The 19894-nt window shown below is 47.6% G+C and carries 19 protein-coding genes; 15 read left to right on the plus strand and 4 right to left on the minus strand.

Annotation, left to right across the window (positions count from 1 at the left end; translation table 11 throughout):
- The first annotated feature begins 22 nt into the window (after positions 1 to 22).
- The 5 genes from accA to AAA946_RS03820 all read left to right on the plus strand — a co-directional run bounded on the left by accA (position 23) and on the right by AAA946_RS03820 (position 4216).
- Positions 23 to 982, plus strand: a complete 960-nt coding sequence (gene accA / locus AAA946_RS03800; RefSeq protein WP_338163687.1) for an acetyl-CoA carboxylase carboxyl transferase subunit alpha — start codon at positions 23 to 25, stop codon at positions 980 to 982.
- Positions 983 to 1059: 77 nt separating this feature from the next.
- The gene (tilS, locus tag AAA946_RS03805; RefSeq protein WP_445206088.1) at positions 1060 to 2370 is read left to right on the plus strand and encodes a tRNA lysidine(34) synthetase TilS; all 1311 of its coding nucleotides are present in this window, start codon (positions 1060 to 1062) and stop codon (positions 2368 to 2370) included.
- Positions 2371 to 2478: 108 nt separating this feature from the next.
- Entirely contained in the window at positions 2479 to 2790 is a 312-nt protein-coding gene (locus AAA946_RS03810; protein ID WP_338163689.1) for a c-type cytochrome, read from the plus strand.
- A 174-nt stretch (positions 2791 to 2964) separates the two neighbouring features.
- On the plus strand, positions 2965 to 3303 hold the full coding sequence (glnB, locus tag AAA946_RS03815) for a nitrogen regulatory protein P-II (RefSeq protein ID WP_042500895.1): 339 nt from the start codon (positions 2965 to 2967) through the stop codon (positions 3301 to 3303).
- 64 nt (positions 3304 to 3367) lie between these two features.
- On the plus strand, positions 3368 to 4216 hold the full coding sequence (locus AAA946_RS03820) for an endonuclease/exonuclease/phosphatase family protein (RefSeq protein WP_338163690.1): 849 nt from the start codon (positions 3368 to 3370) through the stop codon (positions 4214 to 4216).
- A 15-nt stretch (positions 4217 to 4231) separates the two neighbouring features.
- Here AAA946_RS03820 and AAA946_RS03825 read toward each other — a convergent pair whose 3' ends face one another.
- The gene (locus AAA946_RS03825) at positions 4232 to 5002 is read right to left on the minus strand and encodes a DUF1853 family protein (protein WP_338163691.1); all 771 of its coding nucleotides are present in this window, start codon (positions 5000 to 5002) and stop codon (positions 4232 to 4234) included.
- 84 nt (positions 5003 to 5086) lie between these two features.
- Here AAA946_RS03825 and AAA946_RS03830 point away from each other — a divergent pair, with 84 nt between their 5' ends.
- A complete protein-coding gene (locus AAA946_RS03830; protein ID WP_338163692.1) occupies positions 5087 to 5845 on the plus strand; it encodes a Nif3-like dinuclear metal center hexameric protein in 759 nt (252 codons plus the stop codon).
- A gap of 64 nt (positions 5846 to 5909) precedes the next feature.
- On the opposite strand, the gene AAA946_RS03835 is transcribed toward AAA946_RS03830, so the two are convergent.
- On the minus strand, positions 5910 to 7199 hold the full coding sequence (locus AAA946_RS03835; RefSeq protein ID WP_338163693.1) for a citrate synthase: 1290 nt from the start codon (positions 7197 to 7199) through the stop codon (positions 5910 to 5912).
- 394 nt (positions 7200 to 7593) lie between these two features.
- Between AAA946_RS03835 and sdhC the strand changes: the two genes are divergently transcribed.
- The 8 genes from sdhC to sucD all read left to right on the plus strand — a co-directional run bounded on the left by sdhC (position 7594) and on the right by sucD (position 17187).
- Positions 7594 to 7986 carry a succinate dehydrogenase cytochrome b556 subunit gene (sdhC, locus tag AAA946_RS03840; protein WP_112461226.1) on the plus strand — a complete coding sequence of 131 codons (393 nt, stop codon included), beginning with the start codon at positions 7594 to 7596 and terminating at the stop codon, positions 7984 to 7986.
- On the plus strand, positions 7980 to 8327 hold the full coding sequence (gene sdhD, locus AAA946_RS03845) for a succinate dehydrogenase, hydrophobic membrane anchor protein (protein WP_112461227.1): 348 nt from the start codon (positions 7980 to 7982) through the stop codon (positions 8325 to 8327). The genes sdhC and sdhD overlap by 7 nt, the downstream gene beginning before the upstream one ends.
- Positions 8328 to 10094, plus strand: a complete 1767-nt coding sequence (gene sdhA / locus AAA946_RS03850; RefSeq protein WP_338163694.1) for a succinate dehydrogenase flavoprotein subunit — start codon at positions 8328 to 8330, stop codon at positions 10092 to 10094.
- A gap of 15 nt (positions 10095 to 10109) precedes the next feature.
- Positions 10110 to 10820 (plus strand): succinate dehydrogenase iron-sulfur subunit, encoded by a 711-nt coding sequence (locus tag AAA946_RS03855; protein WP_338163695.1) that lies wholly within the window; start codon positions 10110 to 10112, stop codon positions 10818 to 10820.
- A gap of 99 nt (positions 10821 to 10919) precedes the next feature.
- Positions 10920 to 13727: a 2-oxoglutarate dehydrogenase E1 component gene (gene sucA, locus AAA946_RS03860; RefSeq protein WP_338163696.1), complete on the plus strand. Its 2808-nt coding sequence runs from the start codon at positions 10920 to 10922 to the stop codon at positions 13725 to 13727.
- Positions 13728 to 13756: 29 nt separating this feature from the next.
- A complete protein-coding gene (gene odhB, locus AAA946_RS03865) occupies positions 13757 to 14962 on the plus strand; it encodes a 2-oxoglutarate dehydrogenase complex dihydrolipoyllysine-residue succinyltransferase (RefSeq protein WP_338163697.1) in 1206 nt (401 codons plus the stop codon).
- Positions 14963 to 15148: 186 nt separating this feature from the next.
- Positions 15149 to 16315 (plus strand): ADP-forming succinate--CoA ligase subunit beta, encoded by a 1167-nt coding sequence (gene sucC, locus AAA946_RS03870; protein WP_042476405.1) that lies wholly within the window; start codon positions 15149 to 15151, stop codon positions 16313 to 16315.
- A complete protein-coding gene (gene sucD / locus AAA946_RS03875) occupies positions 16315 to 17187 on the plus strand; it encodes a succinate--CoA ligase subunit alpha (RefSeq protein WP_234494376.1) in 873 nt (290 codons plus the stop codon). Before sucC ends, sucD begins: the two co-directional genes overlap by 1 nt.
- An 80-nt stretch (positions 17188 to 17267) precedes the next feature.
- Here sucD and znuB read toward each other — a convergent pair whose 3' ends face one another.
- On the minus strand, positions 17268 to 18053 hold the full coding sequence (gene znuB / locus AAA946_RS03880) for a zinc ABC transporter permease subunit ZnuB (RefSeq protein ID WP_338163698.1): 786 nt from the start codon (positions 18051 to 18053) through the stop codon (positions 17268 to 17270).
- Positions 18046 to 18834, minus strand: coding sequence for a zinc ABC transporter ATP-binding protein ZnuC (gene znuC / locus AAA946_RS03885; protein WP_338163699.1), 789 nt, complete (start codon positions 18832 to 18834; stop codon positions 18046 to 18048). The genes znuB and znuC overlap by 8 nt, the downstream gene beginning before the upstream one ends.
- 80 nt (positions 18835 to 18914) lie before the next feature.
- Here znuC and znuA point away from each other — a divergent pair, with 80 nt between their 5' ends.
- Positions 18915 to 19799 (plus strand): zinc ABC transporter substrate-binding protein ZnuA, encoded by an 885-nt coding sequence (gene znuA, locus AAA946_RS03890; protein WP_338163700.1) that lies wholly within the window; start codon positions 18915 to 18917, stop codon positions 19797 to 19799.
- The last annotated feature ends 95 nt before the right edge of the window (positions 19800 to 19894 follow it).

Here is a 19894-nt window from a genome sequence, read left to right on the forward strand (position 1 = left end):
CGGAATCGAAAAGGATTCATAGATGAGCTTGAACTTTCTTGAATTTGAAAAGCCAATTGCCGAACTAGAAGCAAAAATTGAAGCACTGCGTGACGTGTCGCGTCATGGTGGTGACAGTGCAATTGACTTAGATAAAGAAATTGAACAACTAGAGAAGAAAAGCTTAGAGCTTAAAAAGAAAATCTTTAGTGATCTTGGTGCATGGCAGGTAGCACAACTTGCTCGTCACCCACAGCGTCCTTACACGCTGGATTACGTTGAGCACGTGTTTACTGAGTTTGACGAGTTGGCTGGTGACCGTGCGTTTGCTGACGATAAAGCGATTGTAGGTGGCATGGCTCGCCTTGAAGGTCGTCCTGTCATGATCATCGGTCACCAAAAAGGCCGTGAAACGAAAGAAAAAGTAAAACGTAACTTTGGTATGCCTAAGCCAGAAGGTTATCGTAAAGCACTGCGTCTAATGCGCATGGCTGAGCGTTTTAATATGCCAATCATTACGTTTATCGATACCGCAGGTGCCTACCCGGGTGTTGGTGCAGAAGAGCGTGGTCAATCAGAAGCGATTGCGATGAACCTTAAAGTGATGGCTGGCCTGAAAGTGCCGGTTATTTGTAACGTTGTCGGTGAAGGCGGCTCTGGTGGCGCGTTGGCGATTGGCGTGGGTGATTACGTGAACATGCTTCAATACTCTACCTACTCTGTTATTTCACCTGAGGGCTGTGCATCTATCCTATGGCGTGATTCAGACAAAGCTCCTCAAGCGGCCGAAGCGATGGGCTTGATTGCTCCACGTCTTAAAGAGCTAGAGCTTATTGATGAGATCATTGAAGAGCCTCTAGGCGGCGCGCACCGTGATACGATTCAAATGGCAGCGAACATGAAAGCGACGCTACTTCGTCAGCTAGAAGAGCTAGACCAACTAGATGATGACAACCTGCTTGAGCGTCGTTATCAACGTTTGATGAGTTACGGCTACTGCTAAGCAGATTTGGTTTATATAATAAGGCGAGCATGATGCTCGCCTTATTTTTTGCTTCTAGGAATTTGTCTATGTCACTAATGCAGCACTTTATTGATACCATGCAGCGTCACCTGTCTGATGAAGGTCGCGTTGTTATCGGATTCAGTGGTGGAGTGGATTCTCGCGTTTTGCTTCGGCTAGCAGCGCTTTATCGCGCCCAGCGCCCTAACCTAGAGTTGCTTGCTGTGCATGTTCATCATGGTTTGAGCCAATACGCTGACCAGTGGTTAGAGCAGTGCCAGGCATGGGCTGAACAAGAACAAATCCCGTTCGTCGCTGAATATGTATCGCTTGATTTAGAAAGTGGTGACAGTGTCGAGCAATTGGCACGTGATGCTCGTTACCGAGCGTTAGCTTCTCATATCAATACGGGCGATATACTTCTGACCGGGCAGCACCTAGATGATCAAACTGAAACCTTTCTTCTGGCTTTAAAGCGAGGCAGTGGACCAAAGGGGCTTTCATCCATGGCGCAGTTGACTTCATTTGGGGAAGGTGAATTATTGCGACCTCTTCTTGATGTATCCCGAACTGACATTGAGCATTTCGCTCACGCTCAGCAGCTAGTTTGGCTTGAAGATGACAGCAACCAAGATACTCGTTTTGACCGTAATTTCTTGCGTCACCAAGTCATACCTGTCATCACTGAACGCTGGCCAAGCTTTAGTAAAGCAGTACGTCGCAGTGCTCGCTTGTGTGCCAAACAAGAGCAGCTACTGGCGGAGCTGCTGCAGCCTGAACTTCAGTCTTGCTTAAATACGTTTGCGGGGATTGATGTCGATAAATTGAGCCGCTGCTCTGCCTTAAAACGAGATCAGCTACTTCGCATGTGGCTTGAGACGCACACTACGGTGCTGCCGAGCGAAACCCAGCTGCAGCAGCTTTGGAAAGATGTCGCACTAGCGAAACCAGACGCAAACCCAACCATGTCTTTGGCTACAGGAAGTGTACGTCGATTCAGAATGCACCTGTATTGGATAGCGCCGCATCAAGATATCACCCATTGGAGGCAGTCAGTGGCATTTGATGCGCGAGTACTATTGCCCGATGGCCTGGGTGGACTGACCCTAGCGCAAAAAACAGGGGGGGATACCTTAATGCAACTTGACCGGACGACGCTCACTGAGCCGCTGGTGGTCATGTTCGAGCCTGAGGGGCTATCGGCTCACCCCCATGGTAGAGCAGGCTCACGTAAGCTTAAAAAGCTATTTCAAGAGTACCACATCCCAAGTTGGCAACGCCGTAGAACGCCTATTCTGATGATGGGGGATAAAGTGGTTGCCGTTGCTAACTTATTTGTAGACAAGGACTTTTACGGCTCAGATTGTGAACTCGTATGGGACAAATGACCCTTTTTCATGTCACAATCGTAACTATAATAAACGCTGGGAAGCGGCTTGTAGCAGAGTATTGTAGGCTGGTTCTGAGCACATATGGACATATCACAAGGAAAAGCAATGAAAAAGTTGATGATTGGCGCATTGGTAGCAGCGGGTCTTATGAGCGGTGCAGCAGTCGCAGGCGATGTAGCGGCGGGTAAAGCAAAAGCGGCGGTGTGTGCCGCATGTCACGGCGCCGATGGTATCGCAGTGATACCAGGATATCCAAACTTAAAAGGTCAAAACGAGCAGTACTTGGTTACTTCTATTAACGCATACAAAAGCAAACAGCGTAACGGCGGTTTGGCGGCAGTGATGCAAGCGCAGGCGTCAATGCTTAGCGACGAAGACATTGCTAACTTAGCGGCTTACTACGCAAGCCTGAAATAGCGTGCTCTGGATGACATCTAACATCCACTAGTTGGATATAGGCGCAACAAAACAACGTGTTGCAAATATCTTTGATAAAAAGCTCGAAGCTAGCCTTCGAGCTTTTTGTTTTCGTTGATTGTTATCGCGACCTACCAGATAATGTCGTTAACAAAAGTGATGTAAGGGAAGAACATGAAAAAGATTGAAGCGATTATCAAACCATTCAAGCTTGATGATGTGCGTGAAGCATTGGCAGAAGTTGGCATCACGGGGATGACGGTTTCTGAAGTGAAAGGTTTTGGTCGTCAAAAAGGCCATACTGAGTTGTACCGTGGTGCAGAATACATGGTTGATTTCTTGCCAAAAGTGAAGCTTGAAATCGTGGTGGCGAGCGATGTTGCGGATCAATGTGTAGAAACCATTATCGAGACGGCGCAAACCGGTAAAATCGGTGATGGCAAGATTTTCATCACTGACATCGAGCGTGTTGTTCGTATCCGTACTGGCGAAGAAGACGAAGACGCGATCTAAACCGCGAGTAGCACTAACATTAAAAGGAGTAGGCAACTACTCCTTTTTTACTTTAGGGTGAGCGATGAAGTTAAAGTGGATTTTAGTCGGCATAGTGGCCGCAGCAGGCATGGCGGTAGGCGGCTTTCAGAGTGTGTTTACGGTTTCTGATACGCCAGAGATCACCACCGTTCGCGGCACGCAGGTTGATACCGAATTGAAGTGTTATCACAACCCAACACCGCAGGCGCTTGATGATGAAGGGCGACTCAATGTGTTGGTGTGGAATGTCTACAAACAAAACCGGGAGAACCTTCTCTCTGAGCTAACAGAGCGAACTCAAGACAGGCAGTTAGTGTTGCTTCAAGAGGCAAGCCTAGATGATCAGTTTCTCGATTGGCTTCAACGCTCCGAGTGGGGCAGTAACCAGGTTAGCGCGTTTAAAGCCTTTGATGTTTCAAGTGGTGTTTTGAATTTGAGTCGAACCATGCCAAAGGTTGCGTGTGCAAACCTTCAGGTTGAGCCATGGTTGCAACTTCCTAAATCAGGGCTCTATGCGGAATATGCGCTCTCTAATGGGCAAACCTTGATTGCGCTGAATATTCATTCAGTGAACTTTACCATTGGCACCCAAGAGTACAAACAGCAGCTCGACTCCTTTAAACAAGTGCTCGAGTCTCACTCAGGTCCACTGCTCATTGCTGGCGACTTTAACAGCTGGAGTGAGTCGCGAATGGCAGTACTCAAACAAGCCCTCAATGACTATCAGATCCAAGAGGTCAAATTTACTCCCGATAATAGGAAGCGCTTTGTTACCGGACTCCCACTCGATCATATTTTCTATCGAGGCATGACGTTAGAGGCGATGAGTACGCCAGAGAGTGATGCATCGGATCATAACCCCTTGCTGGCTGAGTTCGTGTTGGCTCAGTAGTCTCCGGCTTTACGGTTACATACTGCTTTGCGGCCAGTCATCGGGGACGACAAACCAGAACTGGCCGCTTTTGGCCTGACAATGAATAAAGTGCTTGGGTAGCGTCGACACAGCATCGCACTCTGCACGTTGTGGCTTTCCGGTCGCCCAAAGCGGTTTTTCTAACCGGTATATCGGTTCATTGATAAGATGAAATTGAGATTGGTAGCACCAATAACCAGTAACGCGCTGTGGATTGATCTCAAGGCCTAAGCATTGGGTTGGCGTCTTCTCTTGGTCAAACGGGTTGATATACAATCGGCCTTGCATCAACAAATGTTGGGAAGGGCTGACAATATCAGGGAACTGAGCCTTAAACGCGGGGGTATCAGACATTTTTAGCTGATGCTCTAGCATGCGGCTCACTTTCTTATCTAGCCTATCTTTTGCATTCGGCCCATACCAGAGCCCATCTTTCAGCAAATAGAACTTAATCGCTACCTCCCAGTGTTCGATCTGTTGCTGTTCTGGTTTTTCGATAAGAAAGTCGATAGCCCCCAAGGTGCGTCCATCGTGCTGCAGTTGTATCTCTTCAGCAAAGACACTATGGCTGTCGCTTTGTTCAAACAAACGTCGACACAGCTCCTGATAAAGAAAGCCAAGCCTAGGGTTGCCTAGGTACTCTGAATCGTCTTGTGCGCTCGATTGATTGGATACCTTGGGAAAACCTTCAGCCACGCTCGAATGTCCTGTGACGAGGCTCTGGCTTTCATTTATCCAAGTAATAAAGTCCCTGATGGTTTGCATAGCGTATTCTTTACGTTTTCCTTTCGACATTGCTAGAGTAAATTGCTATAACCACGGAAATCAAGAATTTGCTCAGGAAGTGCCATGAATAACCTAAAGCTTGAAGCTATCCTCAATGAAAAACTCTCACCGCAACTGATTAAAGATTACAGCCCAAATGGACTTCAAGTCGAAGGTGCGAGTGATATCAAAAAAGTGATTACCGGTGTCACCGCATCACAAGCGCTTATTGATTACGCTGTGAGTGTCGGAGCGGATGCCGTATTGGTTCATCATGGCTATTTCTGGAAGGGTGAGCCGGAGCCTATTCGCGGAATGAAGGGTAAGCGCATTCGTACTCTTATTAAAAACGACGTGAACCTATTTGGCTACCACCTGCCACTTGATATCCACCCGGAGCTAGGTAACAACGCTAGATTAGCGCAATTGCTTGATATTGAAGTCATTGATGGCCTTGAGGGACACCCTCAGTCTGTGGCGATGTTCGGCAAATTGGCGACGCCGATGACTGGCGCTGAGTTTGCAGCTAAGATTGCCAAAACGTTGAATCGTGAGCCTTTGCATATCGCGCCTGATATGGCGGAGAAGCTGATTGAAACCGTTGGCTGGTGTACAGGTGGTGGTCAAGACTACATTGAGCTTGCTGCGTCAAAAGGCTTGGATGCGTTTATTTCGGGAGAAATCTCGGAGCGCACGACCTACACAGCGCGCGAACTGAATATTCACTACTTTGCCGCAGGGCATCATGCAACCGAGCGTTATGGAATTAAAGCGTTGGGCGAATGGTTGGCTAAAGAGCATGGGCTCGATGTTGAGTTTAAGGACATCGATAATCCGGTCTAACGATGAATCGATAAAAAAAGAGCAGCCTAGGCTGCTCTTTTGCTTTTTGATGTTGTGTTTATCGTTATTCGCGCTCGTGTAGCGGTTTGAAGTCACGCATAGCTTGACCTGTGTATAGCTGGCGTGGACGACCGATACGGTTATCTGGATCGCTGTGCATTTCGTTCCAGTGAGCAATCCAACCCACAGTACGAGACATAGCAAAGATAACGGTGAACATAGACACAGGGATACCAATCGCTTTAAGAATGATACCTGAGTAGAAGTCTACGTTTGGATACAGTTTCTTCTCTACGAAGTACTCGTCCGATAGAGCGATACGCTCAAGTTCCATTGCTACATCTAGTAGTGGATCTTGAATGTTGAGCTCTTTCAGTACATCGTGGCACGCTTCACGCATAACGGTTGCACGTGGATCGTAGTTCTTGTAAACACGGTGACCAAAGCCCATTAGGCGGAATGGGTCGTCTTTGTCCTTCGCTCGTTCGATGAACTCAGGGATCTTGTCTACAGAACCAATCTCTTCAAGCATACGCAAACACGCTTCGTTTGCACCGCCGTGTGCAGGCCCCCATAGCGACGCGATACCTGCTGCAATACATGCAAACGGGTTAGCGCCAGATGAGCCTGCTAGACGTACCGTTGACGTTGAAGCATTTTGCTCGTGGTCTGCGTGTAGGGTAAAGATCTTGTCCATTGCACGCGCAACGATAGGGTTTACTTCGTACTCTTCGCAAGGGTTTGCGAACATCATGTGTAGGAAGTTCTCCGCATACGTTAGGTCGTTGCGTGGGTAGATGAATGGTTGACCGATAGAATACTTGTAGCACATAGCTGCAAGGGTTGGCATCTTAGAAATTAGGCGGTAAGCCGCAATTTCACGGTGTGAGTCATTGTTGATATCGAGGGAGTCGTGATAGAAGGCTGCAAGTGCACCGACTACACCACACATAACGGCCATTGGGTGAGCGTCGCGACGGAAACCGTGGAAGAAACTCGCGATTTGCTCGTGAACCATAGTGTGACGAGTAACAATTTGCTTGAACTCTTCATATTCTTCACGTGATGGGGCTTCGCCAACAAGAAGGATGTAGCACACTTCAAGGTAGTCTGCATTGTTAGCTAACTGATCGATAGGGAAGCCACGGTGTAGCAAAACACCTTTGCCGCCGTCGATATAAGTGATTTGAGATTCACAAGATGCAGTGGCAAGAAAACCCGGGTCAAATGTAAAGTAACCATTCGCTCCAAGCTTACGAACATCGACTACTTCTGGTCCGATAGAACCTTCCATAATCGGCAGCTCGATTGGCGCTTGACCTTCAATGTGAAGGGTCGCTTTCTTATCTGCCATAACAATCTCCTTTGTTTATTATTTAATCCGTCCAGGATGTTTGTGTGCCAATTTTTTACTTTGCTTCGGGGGCAAAGTCAATTTTTATACGATGTTGTGTGCACTTGTTATGATTTTTTATAGAAAAATGGTTAAAAATCTGTTCTGTGTAGCATATTTTGTTACATCAATTGTATTAGAATGTTGCCAACCGTATAGTTGCGGTGAAATTGTTGGTCCTAGCCTTTAAAAATCGAGTATACAAACCGAAGTGAGGTGGTTTTGGATTCTCATTTGTTAACATTGTTGCAACAATTATCTCCCTTGTAACACGAAATTTTTGTTAAGTTTATGTTAACTTTTGAGGCTTACAGACCAAAAAATATTCATAACAATAAATGCTCAATGGAGCTGAGTGAGCAAGCCCGTGAAAGAAAGAAAGTCCAGACCTGTTAATCTAGATTTACAGACAATTCGCTTTCCGATCACTGCAATCGCGTCTATCCTGCACCGTGTGTCTGGTGTGATAACGTTTGTGTCGATCGGTATTCTCCTTTGGTTATTAGCCAAATCACTCTCGTCCCCAGTAGGGTTTGTCGAGGCGGCCGACATCGTCGACGGCTTTTTCGTCAAATTTATTCTTTGGGGCATTTTGACAGCACTTGCGTATCACATCGTGGGTGGTGTTCGCCACTTGATTATGGACTTAGGTTACTTTGAAGAGCTCGAATCGGGCGCGAAAAGTGCCAAGGTTGCCTTCATCGTGACAGGCATCCTGTCTCTGCTGGCTGGAGTATTGGTATGGTAAACAACGTTTCAACTTTTGGTCGTAACGGCGTCCACGATTATCTTTTGATTCGTGCTACCGCCATCATTATGACTTTATACACGATTTATCTCGTGAGCTTCTGCGCTTTTGCAGGGGATATTTCCTACGTATCGTGGACTAATTTCTTTGGTGGTACTTTCACTAAAGTGTTCACCATGTTGGCATTGGTCTCTGTACTGATCCACGCATGGATTGGTCTATGGCAAGTTCTTACAGACTACATCAAGCACACTATGTTACGTGGTGTTCTACAACTAGGCATTGTCGCTGTGTTGCTTGGTTATTTCTTCTCTGGTTTCTTTATTCTGTGGGGTGCGTAAGTGTCTATTCCAGTTCGTGAGTTTGACGCCGTAGTAATCGGCGCTGGTGGTGCAGGCATGCGCGCTGCACTGCAAATTTCTGAGCAAGGCCTCTCTTGTGCTTTGCTTTCAAAAGTGTTCCCAACTCGTTCACATACGGTATCGGCGCAAGGCGGTATCACAGTGGCATTGGGCAACTCTCATAAAGATAACTGGCAGTGGCATATGTATGACACTGTCAAAGGATCTGATTATATCGGTGACCAAAACGCTATCGAATATATGTGTAAAAATGGTCCTAAGTCGGTCATCGAATTAGAAAAAATGGGCTTACCATTTTCTCGTTTCGAGAACGGTTCGATTTATCAGCGTCCATTTGGTGGCCAGTCTAAAGAGTTTGGTGGTGAGCAGGCCGCTCGTACGGCAGCCGCAGCGGACCGTACAGGTCACGCGCTTTTGCATACTCTTTATCAGCAAAATATTAAGCACAAGACCACGATTTTCTCTGAGTGGTATGCGCTTGATATGGTTAAGAACCAAGACGGTGCTGTACTAGGTTGTACCGCCTTGTGTATGGAAACTGGCGAGATTTGCTATTTCAAAGCCAAAGCAACCATTCTTGCAACTGGTGGTGCTGGTCGTATTTACGCTTCCACAACCAATGCTCATATTAATACAGGTGACGGCGTCGGCATGGCCCTTCGTGCTGGTGTACCTATGCAAGATATGGAAATGTGGCAGTTCCACCCAACGGGTATTGCTGGCGCAGGTGTACTTGTTACTGAAGGTTGTCGTGGTGAAGGTGGTTATCTTCTTAATAAAGATGGCGAGCGCTTTATGGAGCGTTATGCGCCAAACGCGAAAGACCTTGCGGGTCGTGATGTGGTTGCGCGCTCAATGATGATCGAAATTCGTGAAGGTCGCGGTTGTGATGGCCCTTGGGGTCCACACATCAAGCTTAAGATGGATCACCTAGGTAAAGACGTTCTTGAGTCTCGCCTACCTGGTATTTGTGAGCTGTCTCGTACATTCGCACACGTTGACCCAGTGAAAGAGCCAATCCCAGTTATCCCAACCTGTCACTATATGATGGGTGGTGTACCGACTCAGGTGTCTGGTCAAGCGATCAAACAAGACGCTTCAGGCAACGATCTGGAAGTTCAAGGTCTATTCGCTTGTGGTGAAATTGCTTCTGTATCTGTACACGGTGCGAACCGTCTAGGTGGTAACTCGCTACTTGACCTTGTCGTGTTTGGTCGTGCAACCGGTCTTCACCTAGGTGAGACGCTGGCTGCGCAAACGGAAGCTCGCCCAGCAACTGAGTCAGACATTGAAGCTTCACTGGCTCGTACCATGCGTTGGGAGAACAGTGCATCGGGTGAAGACCCAGCTCAAATCCGTAAAGATCTGCAAACCTGTATGCAAAACAGCTTCTCGGTATTCCGTGAAGGTGATGCGATGGCAACCGGTCTAGAAGAGCTAAAAGTGATTCGTGACCGCTTGAAAGAAGCGCATCTTGCAGACAAGTCGAAAGAGTTCAACACTCAGCGTGTAGAGTGTCTAGAGCTTGATAATTTGATGGAAACAGCCTTCTCGACTGCAGTCGCAGCAAACTACCGTACCGAGAGTCGCGGTGCTCACGCTCGCTTTGATTACCCAGAGCGTGATGATGAGAACTGGCTATGTCACTCAATCTACAACCCTGAAACTGAGCAGATGTCGAAGCGTGATGTCAACATGACCCCTGTTCACCGTGAAGCTTTCCCGCCGAAAGCACGTACGTACTAAAGGGAGGACAATACTATGAAACTTAATTTCTCTCTTTACCGTTACAATCCGGATGTAGATAACAAACCCTACATGAAAGACTACACCTTAGAGGTGGATGAAGGGTCGGACATGATGGTGCTTGATGCTCTAATACTATTGAAAGAGCAAGACCCAACAATTTCGTTCCGTCGCTCTTGCCGTGAAGGTGTGTGTGGCTCTGATGGCTTGAACATGAATGGCAAAAATGGCCTTGCCTGTATAACACCGCTATCAGCGCTTGAGGGTGGCAAGATTGTCATTCGACCATTACCGGGACTTCCGGTGGTTCGAGACTTGATTGTCGACATGACTCAGTTTTATGATAACTACGCGAAAGTTAAGCCATTTCTTATCTCAGATGGAAATGTGCCACCGTCGCGTGAAAACCTGCAAATGCCTGAAGAACGTGCTCACCTTGATGGACTGTATGAGTGCATCATGTGTGCGTGTTGTACGACGTCTTGTCCATCTTTCTGGTGGAACCCAGACAAGTTTATTGGACCTGCAGGTCTTCTCGCTGCGTATCGCTGGCTGATTGATAGTCGTGATACCGCAACGGATGAACGCTTATCAAATCTTGATGATGCGTTTAGTGTTTTCCGTTGTCACGGCATCATGAACTGTGTCAGTGTATGTCCTAAGGGACTCAACCCAACGAAAGCCATTGGTCATATCAAATCAATGCTTGTGAATCGTTCGGTGTAATAACAAATAAAAATTGCCGACTCGACGTCCCGGAGAGTCGGCTTCTTATAGCTCGGCGTAGACCGAAGCATACGTGAAAACTACTGGTTAAGGGAAAATATGCACAATGGTGTGATGAAGGCATGGCTCGAGTCTTCACACTTGGCAGGCGCCAATGCAACGTACGTAGAAGATCTCTACGAACTGTATCTAAGTGATCCCGATCAGGTAAGTGAGGAGTGGAGACGTGTATTTGATGGGCTGCCTGTGCAGCCTGATGTGGTGGAACAGCCGCATTCACGTGTCCGTGATTACTTCCGACGACTCGCTCAAGAAACAAAGCATTCAAGTGCTCAAGTAAGTGACCCCGAGGTCGATGCAAAACAAGTAAAAGTCCTACAGCTTATCAATGCTTACCGCTTCCGCGGGCATCAAGCTGCAAACCTGGACCCTCTAGGTTTATGGAAACGCCCAACGGTTGATGAGTTGGAGCCTGCGTTCCACTCGTTGACGGAAGATGATTTAGACGAAACGTTCAATGTCGGCTCTTTTGCGATTGGCCAAGACAGCATGACGCTTCGTGATCTTCATAAAGCTCTTCAAAAAACCTACTGTGGCTCAATCGGTGCAGAATACATGCACATGACAAACACCGCTCAAAAACGTTGGATTCAGCAGCGTTTAGAGTCTGTGGTTGGCCAACCTTCCTTTGATATCGAACATAAACACACTTTCCTAGAAGAGCTGACTGCAGCAGAAGGTCTTGAGCGTTATCTTGGCGCGAAATTCCCAGGTGCAAAGCGTTTCTCTCTAGAAGGTGGTGACGCGCTAATCCCAATGACCAAAGAACTGATTCGCCATGCTGGTAGCCAAGGCATGCGTGAAGTGGTGATTGGTATGGCGCACCGTGGTCGTTTAAACATGTTGGTCAATGTCTTGGGTAAAAAACCACAGGACTTGTTCGATGAGTTTGCGGGCAAACACGATGAGACTTGGGGCACGGGTGATGTGAAATATCACCAAGGCTTCTCTGCCGACTTTGCAACACCAGGTGGTGATGTGCATTTAGCATTGGCATTTAACCCATCTCACCTAGAGATTGTAAACCCAGTAGTTATCGGCTCAGTACGTGCTCGTCAAGATCGCTTAGGCGACAAAGACGGTAGCATGGTACTGCCAATTACGATTCATGGTGACTCAGCCATTGCGGGTCAGGGTGTGGTACAAGAGACCTTTAATATGTCGCAAGCTCGCGGCTTTAAGGTTGGCGGTACGATTCGTATTGTGGTCAATAACCAAGTTGGTTTTACCACTTCAAACCCTCGCGATACTCGTTCAACCATGTACTGTACCGACATCGCTAAGATGGTTCAGGCACCAATTTTCCACGTCAATGCCGATGACCCAGAAGCCGTTGCTTTTGTTACGCAAATCGCGCTCGATTTCCGTAACGAGTTTGGTAAAGATGTGGTGATTGATCTGGTTTGTTACCGTCGCCATGGTCATAACGAAGCGGATGAGCCAAATGCGACTCAGCCTTTGATGTACCAAAAGATCAAAAAACACCCGACGCCTCGCAAATTGTATGCGGATGTCTTGATTGAGCGTGATGAAAGCGATATTGAAACTGCGACGCAGATGATCAATGAGTATCGTGATGCACTCGATCGTGGCGAAGTCGTGTGTAGAGAGTGGCGTCCTATGGCACTGCACTCAGTCGACTGGTCGCCATATCTCGGCCGTGACTGGGATGAAGAGTGGGGAGGCCAAGTTGGCACCGACCGTCTTGTCGGTCTTGGTAATAAGCTTGGTCAGTATCCAGAAAGCCACAAGCTGCAAAGCCGAGTTAACAAGCTGTACAACGACCGTGCGGCGATGATGAACGGTGAAAAGCTGATTGACTGGGGTATGGCCGAAACTCTGGCCTACGCGACCTTGCTTGATGACGGTAAACGTATTCGAATCTCAGGGCAGGACTCTGGTCGTGGTACGTTCTTCCACCGCCACTCAGTGCTGCATAACCAAGAAGACGCGAGTACCTATATCCCACTTTGTAACCTTCATGATAAACAAGGTCCGTTCCAAGTATTCGACTCCGTACTATCTGAAGAAGCGGTATTGGCGTTTGAATATGGCTATGCGACAGCTGAACCAAGTGGTTTAACTATTTGGGAAGCGCAGTTTGGTGACTTTGCTAACGGTGCTCAAGTGGTTATTGACCAGTTTATCTCATCTGGTGAGCAGAAGTGGGGCCGTCTATGTGGCCTAACGATGCTGTTACCACACGGTTATGAAGGTCAAGGTCCAGAGCACTCATCGGCTCGCTTGGAGCGTTACCTCCAATTGTGTGCTGAGCAAAACATGCAGGTGGTGATCCCGTCTACACCAGCTCAGGTTTATCACATGATCCGTCGTCAGGTGGTTCGCCCGATGCGTCGTCCGCTTATCGTTATGTCGCCAAAATCGTTGCTAAGACATCCACTGTGTGTCTCTAGCATTGAAGATTTGTCTGAAGGTACGTTTGAACCGGCGATTGGTGAGATTGATGATCTGAAACCAGAAAACGTCAAACGCGTGGTGTTCTGCTCAGGTAAAGTCTATTTCGACCTACTCGAGCAACGTCGCAACAACGACCAAGAGGACGTTGCTATTGTGCGTATTGAACAGCTGTATCCATTCCCATTGGATGATGTAAAAGCCAAGATTGCTGAATACACCAATGCTCAAGATTTCATTTGGTGTCAGGAAGAGCCTCAAAACCAAGGCGCTTGGTATTCAAGTCAACACAACTTCCGCGCGGCTATTCCTGCGGGCGCTGACTTGAAATACGCTGGTCGACCAGCATCTGCATCACCGGCAGTTGGTTATATGTCGGTACACTTGAAACAACAGAAAGCGTTAATTTCTGACGCGTTGACCCTAGATTAAGAACTAGAAGAAAAAAGGAAGAAACAGATATGACTATTGAAATTCTGGTTCCAGACTTACCTGAATCAGTTGCAGACGCGACAGTTGCAACTTGGCACAAGAAACCAGGCGAAGCGGTAGCGCGTGATGAAGTTATCGTTGATATCGAAACCGATAAAGTTGTGCTTGAAGTACCAGCACCAGAAGAAGGTGTTCTTGAGGAGATTGTCCAAGAAGAAGGCGCAACAGTTCTGTCTAAACAGCTGATTGCTAAGCTTAAGCCAGGTGCTGTTGCAGGTGAACCAACAACAGACACTACGGAATCTACCGAAGCTTCTCCAGACAAGCGTCACAAAGCGGCACTGACTGAAGAGTCAAATGACGCACTGAGCCCAGCGGTTCGTCGCTTGTTGGCTGAGAACGACTTAACGGCAGCAGACGTGAAAGGCACGGGTGTTGGCGGTCGTATTACTCGTGAAGACATTGAAGCACACTTGGCGGCAGCGAAAGCGGCTCCGAAGGCGGAAGCGGATGCTCCGGTGACTCCAGTACTGGCACGCAGCCAGAAACGTGTGCCTATGACTCGTCTACGTAAGCGTGTTGCTGAGCGTCTACTTGAGGCTAAGAACAGCACAGCAATGCTAACCACGTTTAACGAAGTGAACATGAAGCCAATCATGGATCTTCGTAAACAGTACAAAGATCAGTTCGAAGAGCGTCATGGTACTCGCCTTGGTTTCATGTCTTTCTACGTGAAAGCTGTGACGGAAGCGCTAAAACGTTTCCCAGAGGTAAATGCGTCTATCGACGGTGATGACATCGTCTACCACAACTATTTTGATATCAGCATGGCGGTTTCAACGCCACGCGGCTTGGTAACTCCAGTCCTGAAAGATTGTGATTCACTGGGTTTTGCTGATATCGAGAAAGGCATCAAAGAACTCGCGATCAAAGGTCGTGATGGCAAACTAACCGTTGAAGAGTTAACGGGTGGTAACTTCACCATCACGAACGGTGGCGTGTTCGGCTCATTGATGTCTACGCCAATCATTAACCCACCACAAGCGGCTATCTTGGGTATGCATAAGATCCAAGAGCGTCCAATGGCGGTTGATGGCAAGGTAGAGATCCTACCAATGATGTATCTAGCACTATCCTACGACCACCGTTTGATCGATGGTCGTGAATCAGTAGGCTTCTTAGTGACTATCAAAGAACTACTGGAAGACCCAGCACGCTTGCTACTGGATGTGTAACCAAGCGTTGCTTTTTGTTTTGGATGTATAGACGTCCAAAATAAATGGAGCTAGACTAGCTCAACGTCTAGCTCCTTAGTAAGCCCTTAAGAGGCGACTCTAACGAGTACTCCTACAGACGTATTACCGACTCTCGGTATATGGAAATAAAAAATCCCTCAGGGATATAACAAATGGAATCGCACAATGAATTTGCATGAATATCAAGCCAAACAGCTGTTTGCAGAATTCGGATTGCCTGTACCAGAAGGCTACGCATGTGACACCCCACAGGAAGCGTTCGAAGCTGCTGGTCGTATCAGTACTGAAAAGAAAGTAGTTAAATGTCAGGTTCACGCTGGTGGCCGCGGTAAAGCGGGCGGTGTGGAACTTCACGACACCAAAGATGGTGTAAAAGAATTTGCTCAGAAGTGGCTAGGTAAAAACCTAGTGACTTACCAAACAGATGCGAATGGTCAACCAGTGACTAAAATCCTAGTTGAAGAAGCATCTAACATCGCTAACGAGCTGTACCTTGGTGCAGTGGTTGACCGCGCAACACGTCGTATCGTGTTTATGGCATCAACAGAAGGTGGTGTTGAGATTGAAAAAGTGGCGGAAGAAACGCCGGAGCTGATTCATAAAGCGGCGATTGATCCACTTGTTGGCCCACAGGCTTACCAAGGCCGTGAGCTTGCGTTCAAGCTAGGTCTTGAAGGCGACCAAATTAAGCAGTTTGTAAAAATCTTCATGGGTCTAGGCAACATGTTTGCCCAGTACGACCTTGCACTGCTAGAGATCAACCCACTGGTTATTACAGGCGAAGGCAATCTTTTATGTCTTGATGGTAAAATTAACATCGATTCAAACGCACTCTACCGCCAGCCTAAACTTCGTGAAATGCACGATCCGTCTCAAGAAGATGAGCGTGAAGCGCATGCAGCGCAGTGGGAACTTAACTACGTTGCACTAGATGGCAACATCGGCTGTATGGTAAACGGTGCGGGCCTTGCAATGGGTACAATGGACATCGTAAACCTACACGGTGGTCAACCTGCAAACTTCCTTGATGTAGGTGGTGGCGCAACTAAGGAACGTGTAACAGAAGCGTTCAAGATCATTCTATCGGACAGCAACGTGAAAGCCGTACTGGTTAATATCTTCGGTGGTATCGTACGTTGTGACCTAATTGCAGACGGCATCATTGGTGCGGTTGAAGAGGTCGGTGTTGAAGTACCGGTTGTGGTTCGTCTAGAAGGTAACAATGCGCCTCTAGGCTCACAAAAACTCGCGGAAAGTGGTCTTAATATTATTGCTGCAAGCTCGCTAACAGAAGCAGCGGAAAAAGTAGTTGCTGCAGCGGAGGGCAAATAATGTCTGTACTAATTAATAAAGATACAAAAGTTATCTGCCAAGGCTTCACTGGTGGTCAAGGTACGTTCCACTCAGAGCAAGCGATCGCTTACGGCACACAAATGGTCGGCGGCGTTTCTCCTGGCAAAGGTGGTCAAACTCACCTTGGTTTGCCGGTGTTCAACACGGTACGCGAAGCGGTTGAAGAGACAGGTGCAACAGCGTCAGTTATCTATGTTCCAGCACCTTTCTGTAAAGATGCGATTCTTGAAGCGATTGATGCGGGTATCAAGCTTATCGTTACTATCACTGAAGGTATTCCTACACTTGATCTTCTAGACGTTAAAGTGCGTCTAGATGAAGCTGGTGTTGTGATGATTGGTCCAAACTGTCCAGGCGTTATCACTCCTGACGAGTGTAAGATCGGTATCATGCCTGGTCATATCCACAAGAAAGGTAAAGTGGGCATCGTATCTCGCTCAGGTACGCTGACATACGAAGCGGTTAAGCAAACAACAGATGAAGGCTTTGGTCAGTCTACATGTGTTGGTATCGGTGGTGACCCAATCCCAGGTTCAAACTTCATCGATATTCTGAAGTTGTTCGAGCAAGATCCTGAGACTGAAGCGATCGTTATGATTGGTGAGATCGGTGGTACTGCGGAAGAAGAAGCTGCGGCGTTTATCAAAGAAAACGTCACTAAGCCGGTTGTCTCTTACATCGCAGGTGTGACAGCGCCTCCAGGTAAGCGTATGGGTCACGCTGGTGCGATTATCTCTGGTGGTAAAGGCACTGCAGAAGACAAGTTCGCTGCACTAGAGGCTGCGGGTGTTAAGACAGTGAAGAGCCTTGCTGACATCGGTAAAGGTCTACGAGAAATTACTGGTTGGTAATGACTCGACATTAACCGTTTGTATTTAAACAAAAGCTCCGGTCTAACGATCGGAGCTTTTTTGTTTGGGTTAGCTAAAGTCTAGTCACGTGATGGAACGAGCTGGGCGAGCAAGAAAAAGCCTGCTGCGCTAATCACCACTGATGGTCCAGCTGGAGTGTCATAGAACCAAGACAGACTTAGGCCGCAGAATACCGAGATAATACCGATTGCAGAGGCCGTGAAGGCCATTTGCTCCGGCGTGGTGGTAAACTTACGTGCGGTCGCTGCTGGGATGATAAGTAGTGAGGTCATGATAAGCGCCCCGACAAATTTCATACCGAGCGCAATCACTAAACCAACCATAAGCATGATGACCAAACGCATTAAGTCGACATTCACGCCTTCGACAGCGGCAAGATCTTCGTTAACCGTTGTAGAAAGTAGTGGTCGCCAAAATACAAATAGCAGAGCGCCGATTAGGGTAACACCCGCATAAATGTAGATCAGGTCGGTCGGAGACACCGCTAATAGGTCGCCAAATAAGTAACTCATCAGGTCAACGCGCACATTGTCTAAGAAACTCACCGCCACTAAGCCGAGCGACAGAGCACTGTGTGCAAGGATGCCAAGTAGTGTGTCGGTGGCAACAAGCTGTTGTTTTTGCAAAGTAACGAGAATGACAGCCAAGGCCATGCAACAGATGACTAGAGCAAGGTAGAGGTTGATATCAAACAAGAACCCGAGTGCCAGCCCCATCAGTGAGGCGTGAGCGAGTGTATCGCCAAAGTACGCCATTCTGCGCCAAACCACGAAAGAGCCGAGTGGGCCGGCAATTAGAGCGATACCGATGCCAGCGATAATGGATGGAAGCAAAAACTCAATCATGATGCGAGTGCCCATGTTTATGATGTGAACATTGTGCAGCACTGCCTTCTACAGGATCGCCTGCTAAGTCATGATGATGATGGACGTGCTGATGTTGATAGAAGGCCAGTGTTTCTTGGGTCGCACTGCCAAATAGCGCCATATACGAAGGGTGGCGACTGACAGTCTGTGGCGTTCCCTGGCAGCAAATATGATGGTGAAGACAGATGACATTATCTGACTTAGCCATGACTAAATGCAGGTCGTGAGAAACCATAAATACTGCGCAGTTGAATCGATGCCTTAGTGTATCGATAAGCTCGTACAGATCGATTTGGCCTTGAACATCGACTCCTTGCGCTGGCTCATCAAGAACCAGAATATCAGGTCGATGCAGTAGAGCGCGCGCAAGCAGCACGCGCTGAGTTTCGCCGCCAGATAACTGGTGCATATTACTGGAAATTAGATGCTCGGCACCGACCAGTTTCAGGGCGTCTAGCCGCTCTTGGGCACTGTATTTTCCTGCAAGTGCAAGAAAGCGCTCGACGTTCAATGGTAAAGAATCGTTGAGCTTAAGCTTTTGAGGAACATAGCCAACCCTGAGTTTGTTTGCTCGGCGAATCGCGCCTTTGTAGCGTTTTTGTAACCCAAGAATGACTTTGACTAAGGTTGATTTGCCAGCACCATTTGGGCCGATGAGAGTTAAAATCTCCCCGCGGCTAATGGTTAGGCTAATGTTATCTAGAACCTTACGTTTACTGAACTCAACCGAGACTTGGTCGAGTGTAATCAGTTCGGACATGAATAGAACTCATTTGCAATTACGTCGTGTTATAATGTAACATCTTGAACTATTCCAAGCCAGAAGGATTTTTAAGCCCCATGTATCGTTACATTCCAGTTGTAGCCCTTACTTCGCTGCTTTCGTTTCAAGCGCAAGCGTTGCAAGTGCTGAATAGTATAAAGCCTTTTGAGATGATCTCCCATGAGTTGATCATTGAAGGGCAGTCTACCTCGTCGATTCTGAACGCGAACGCTTCTCCTCATGACTATGCGCTTAAGCCGTCAGATGTGAAAAAAATCCGCGGTAGTGATGTCGTGGTGTGGTTTGGTGATGATCTAGAAAGCTTTCTGGCTAAGTCAGTAGAAGGCAACCCTAACTCACTCGCAATACAAGATATTGAAGGTCTTGCTCTAAGGGAGTTTGGTGGCGACGGCGATGATCATGGGCATGAAGGTCACGACCACGGCAGTTACGATCCACACGTGTGGTTGGGGCCTGAGCAAAGCCGCCAGGTCGCGCGTACGATTTCTGCCAAGCTTCAAACGATTGACCCAGACAATCAAGCGGCTTATCAAGACAAGCTGAAGACTTTTGAAGCTAAACTTGATCAAACGATCAACGAAGTCCAGACGATGCTTGGTCCGATTAAAAGCCAAGGTTACTATGTGTTCCATGACGCATATGGCTACTATGAAGAGTTTTTTGCTCTGAACAACCTAGGCCACTTTACCGTGAGTCCTGAGCGTAAACCTGGTGCTAAGACATTGATTTCAATAAAAACCACCTTGCGTGAACAGCAGGTCAAGTGTGTGTTTGCGGAGCCGCAATTCACGCCAGCGGTTGTGAACTCTGTGACCCGAGGGACGGGTACCAAAGTTGGGCAGCTTGACCCATTAGGTAGCGACATCGTAGTTGAAGATGGAAGTTACTTTACGTTCATAAAATCAATGGCTTACAGCTTTAACGATTGCTTGGCACAATAAACTCTGAACGGGCGAAACTCAATATGAATATCGAGTATTTCATTGGTGTTCACTTGGGTTTTGCCTGTGATCGATGAGTCATTTAGATGGTTAGT

The organism is Vibrio sp. 10N, assembly GCF_036245475.1.
Taxonomy (GTDB): Bacteria; Pseudomonadota; Gammaproteobacteria; order Enterobacterales; family Vibrionaceae; genus Vibrio.

Excerpts from the sequence above, each read along its gene's own strand:
- accA (WP_338163687.1), top strand. The coding sequence starts at position 23 with ATGAGCTTGAACTTTCTTGAATTTGAAAAGCCAATTGCCGAACTAGAA.
- tilS (WP_445206088.1), top strand. The coding sequence starts at position 1,060 with ATGCAGCACTTTATTGATACCATGCAGCGTCACCTGTCTGATGAAGGT.
- AAA946_RS03810 (WP_338163689.1), top strand. The coding sequence starts at position 2,479 with ATGAAAAAGTTGATGATTGGCGCATTGGTAGCAGCGGGTCTTATGAGC.
- glnB (WP_042500895.1), top strand. The coding sequence starts at position 2,965 with ATGAAAAAGATTGAAGCGATTATCAAACCATTCAAGCTTGATGATGTG.
- AAA946_RS03820 (WP_338163690.1), top strand. The coding sequence starts at position 3,368 with ATGAAGTTAAAGTGGATTTTAGTCGGCATAGTGGCCGCAGCAGGCATG.
- AAA946_RS03825 (WP_338163691.1), bottom strand. The coding sequence starts at position 5,002 with ATGCAAACCATCAGGGACTTTATTACTTGGATAAATGAAAGCCAGAGC.
- AAA946_RS03830 (WP_338163692.1), top strand. The coding sequence starts at position 5,087 with ATGAATAACCTAAAGCTTGAAGCTATCCTCAATGAAAAACTCTCACCG.
- AAA946_RS03835 (WP_338163693.1), bottom strand. The coding sequence starts at position 7,199 with ATGGCAGATAAGAAAGCGACCCTTCACATTGAAGGTCAAGCGCCAATC.
- sdhD (WP_112461227.1), top strand. The coding sequence starts at position 7,980 with ATGGTAAACAACGTTTCAACTTTTGGTCGTAACGGCGTCCACGATTAT.
- AAA946_RS03855 (WP_338163695.1), top strand. The coding sequence starts at position 10,110 with ATGAAACTTAATTTCTCTCTTTACCGTTACAATCCGGATGTAGATAAC.
- sucA (WP_338163696.1), top strand. The coding sequence starts at position 10,920 with ATGCACAATGGTGTGATGAAGGCATGGCTCGAGTCTTCACACTTGGCA.
- odhB (WP_338163697.1), top strand. The coding sequence starts at position 13,757 with ATGACTATTGAAATTCTGGTTCCAGACTTACCTGAATCAGTTGCAGAC.
- sucC (WP_042476405.1), top strand. The coding sequence starts at position 15,149 with ATGAATTTGCATGAATATCAAGCCAAACAGCTGTTTGCAGAATTCGGA.
- sucD (WP_234494376.1), top strand. The coding sequence starts at position 16,315 with ATGTCTGTACTAATTAATAAAGATACAAAAGTTATCTGCCAAGGCTTC.
- znuB (WP_338163698.1), bottom strand. The coding sequence starts at position 18,053 with ATGATTGAGTTTTTGCTTCCATCCATTATCGCTGGCATCGGTATCGCT.
- znuC (WP_338163699.1), bottom strand. The coding sequence starts at position 18,834 with ATGTCCGAACTGATTACACTCGACCAAGTCTCGGTTGAGTTCAGTAAA.
- znuA (WP_338163700.1), top strand. The coding sequence starts at position 18,915 with ATGTATCGTTACATTCCAGTTGTAGCCCTTACTTCGCTGCTTTCGTTT.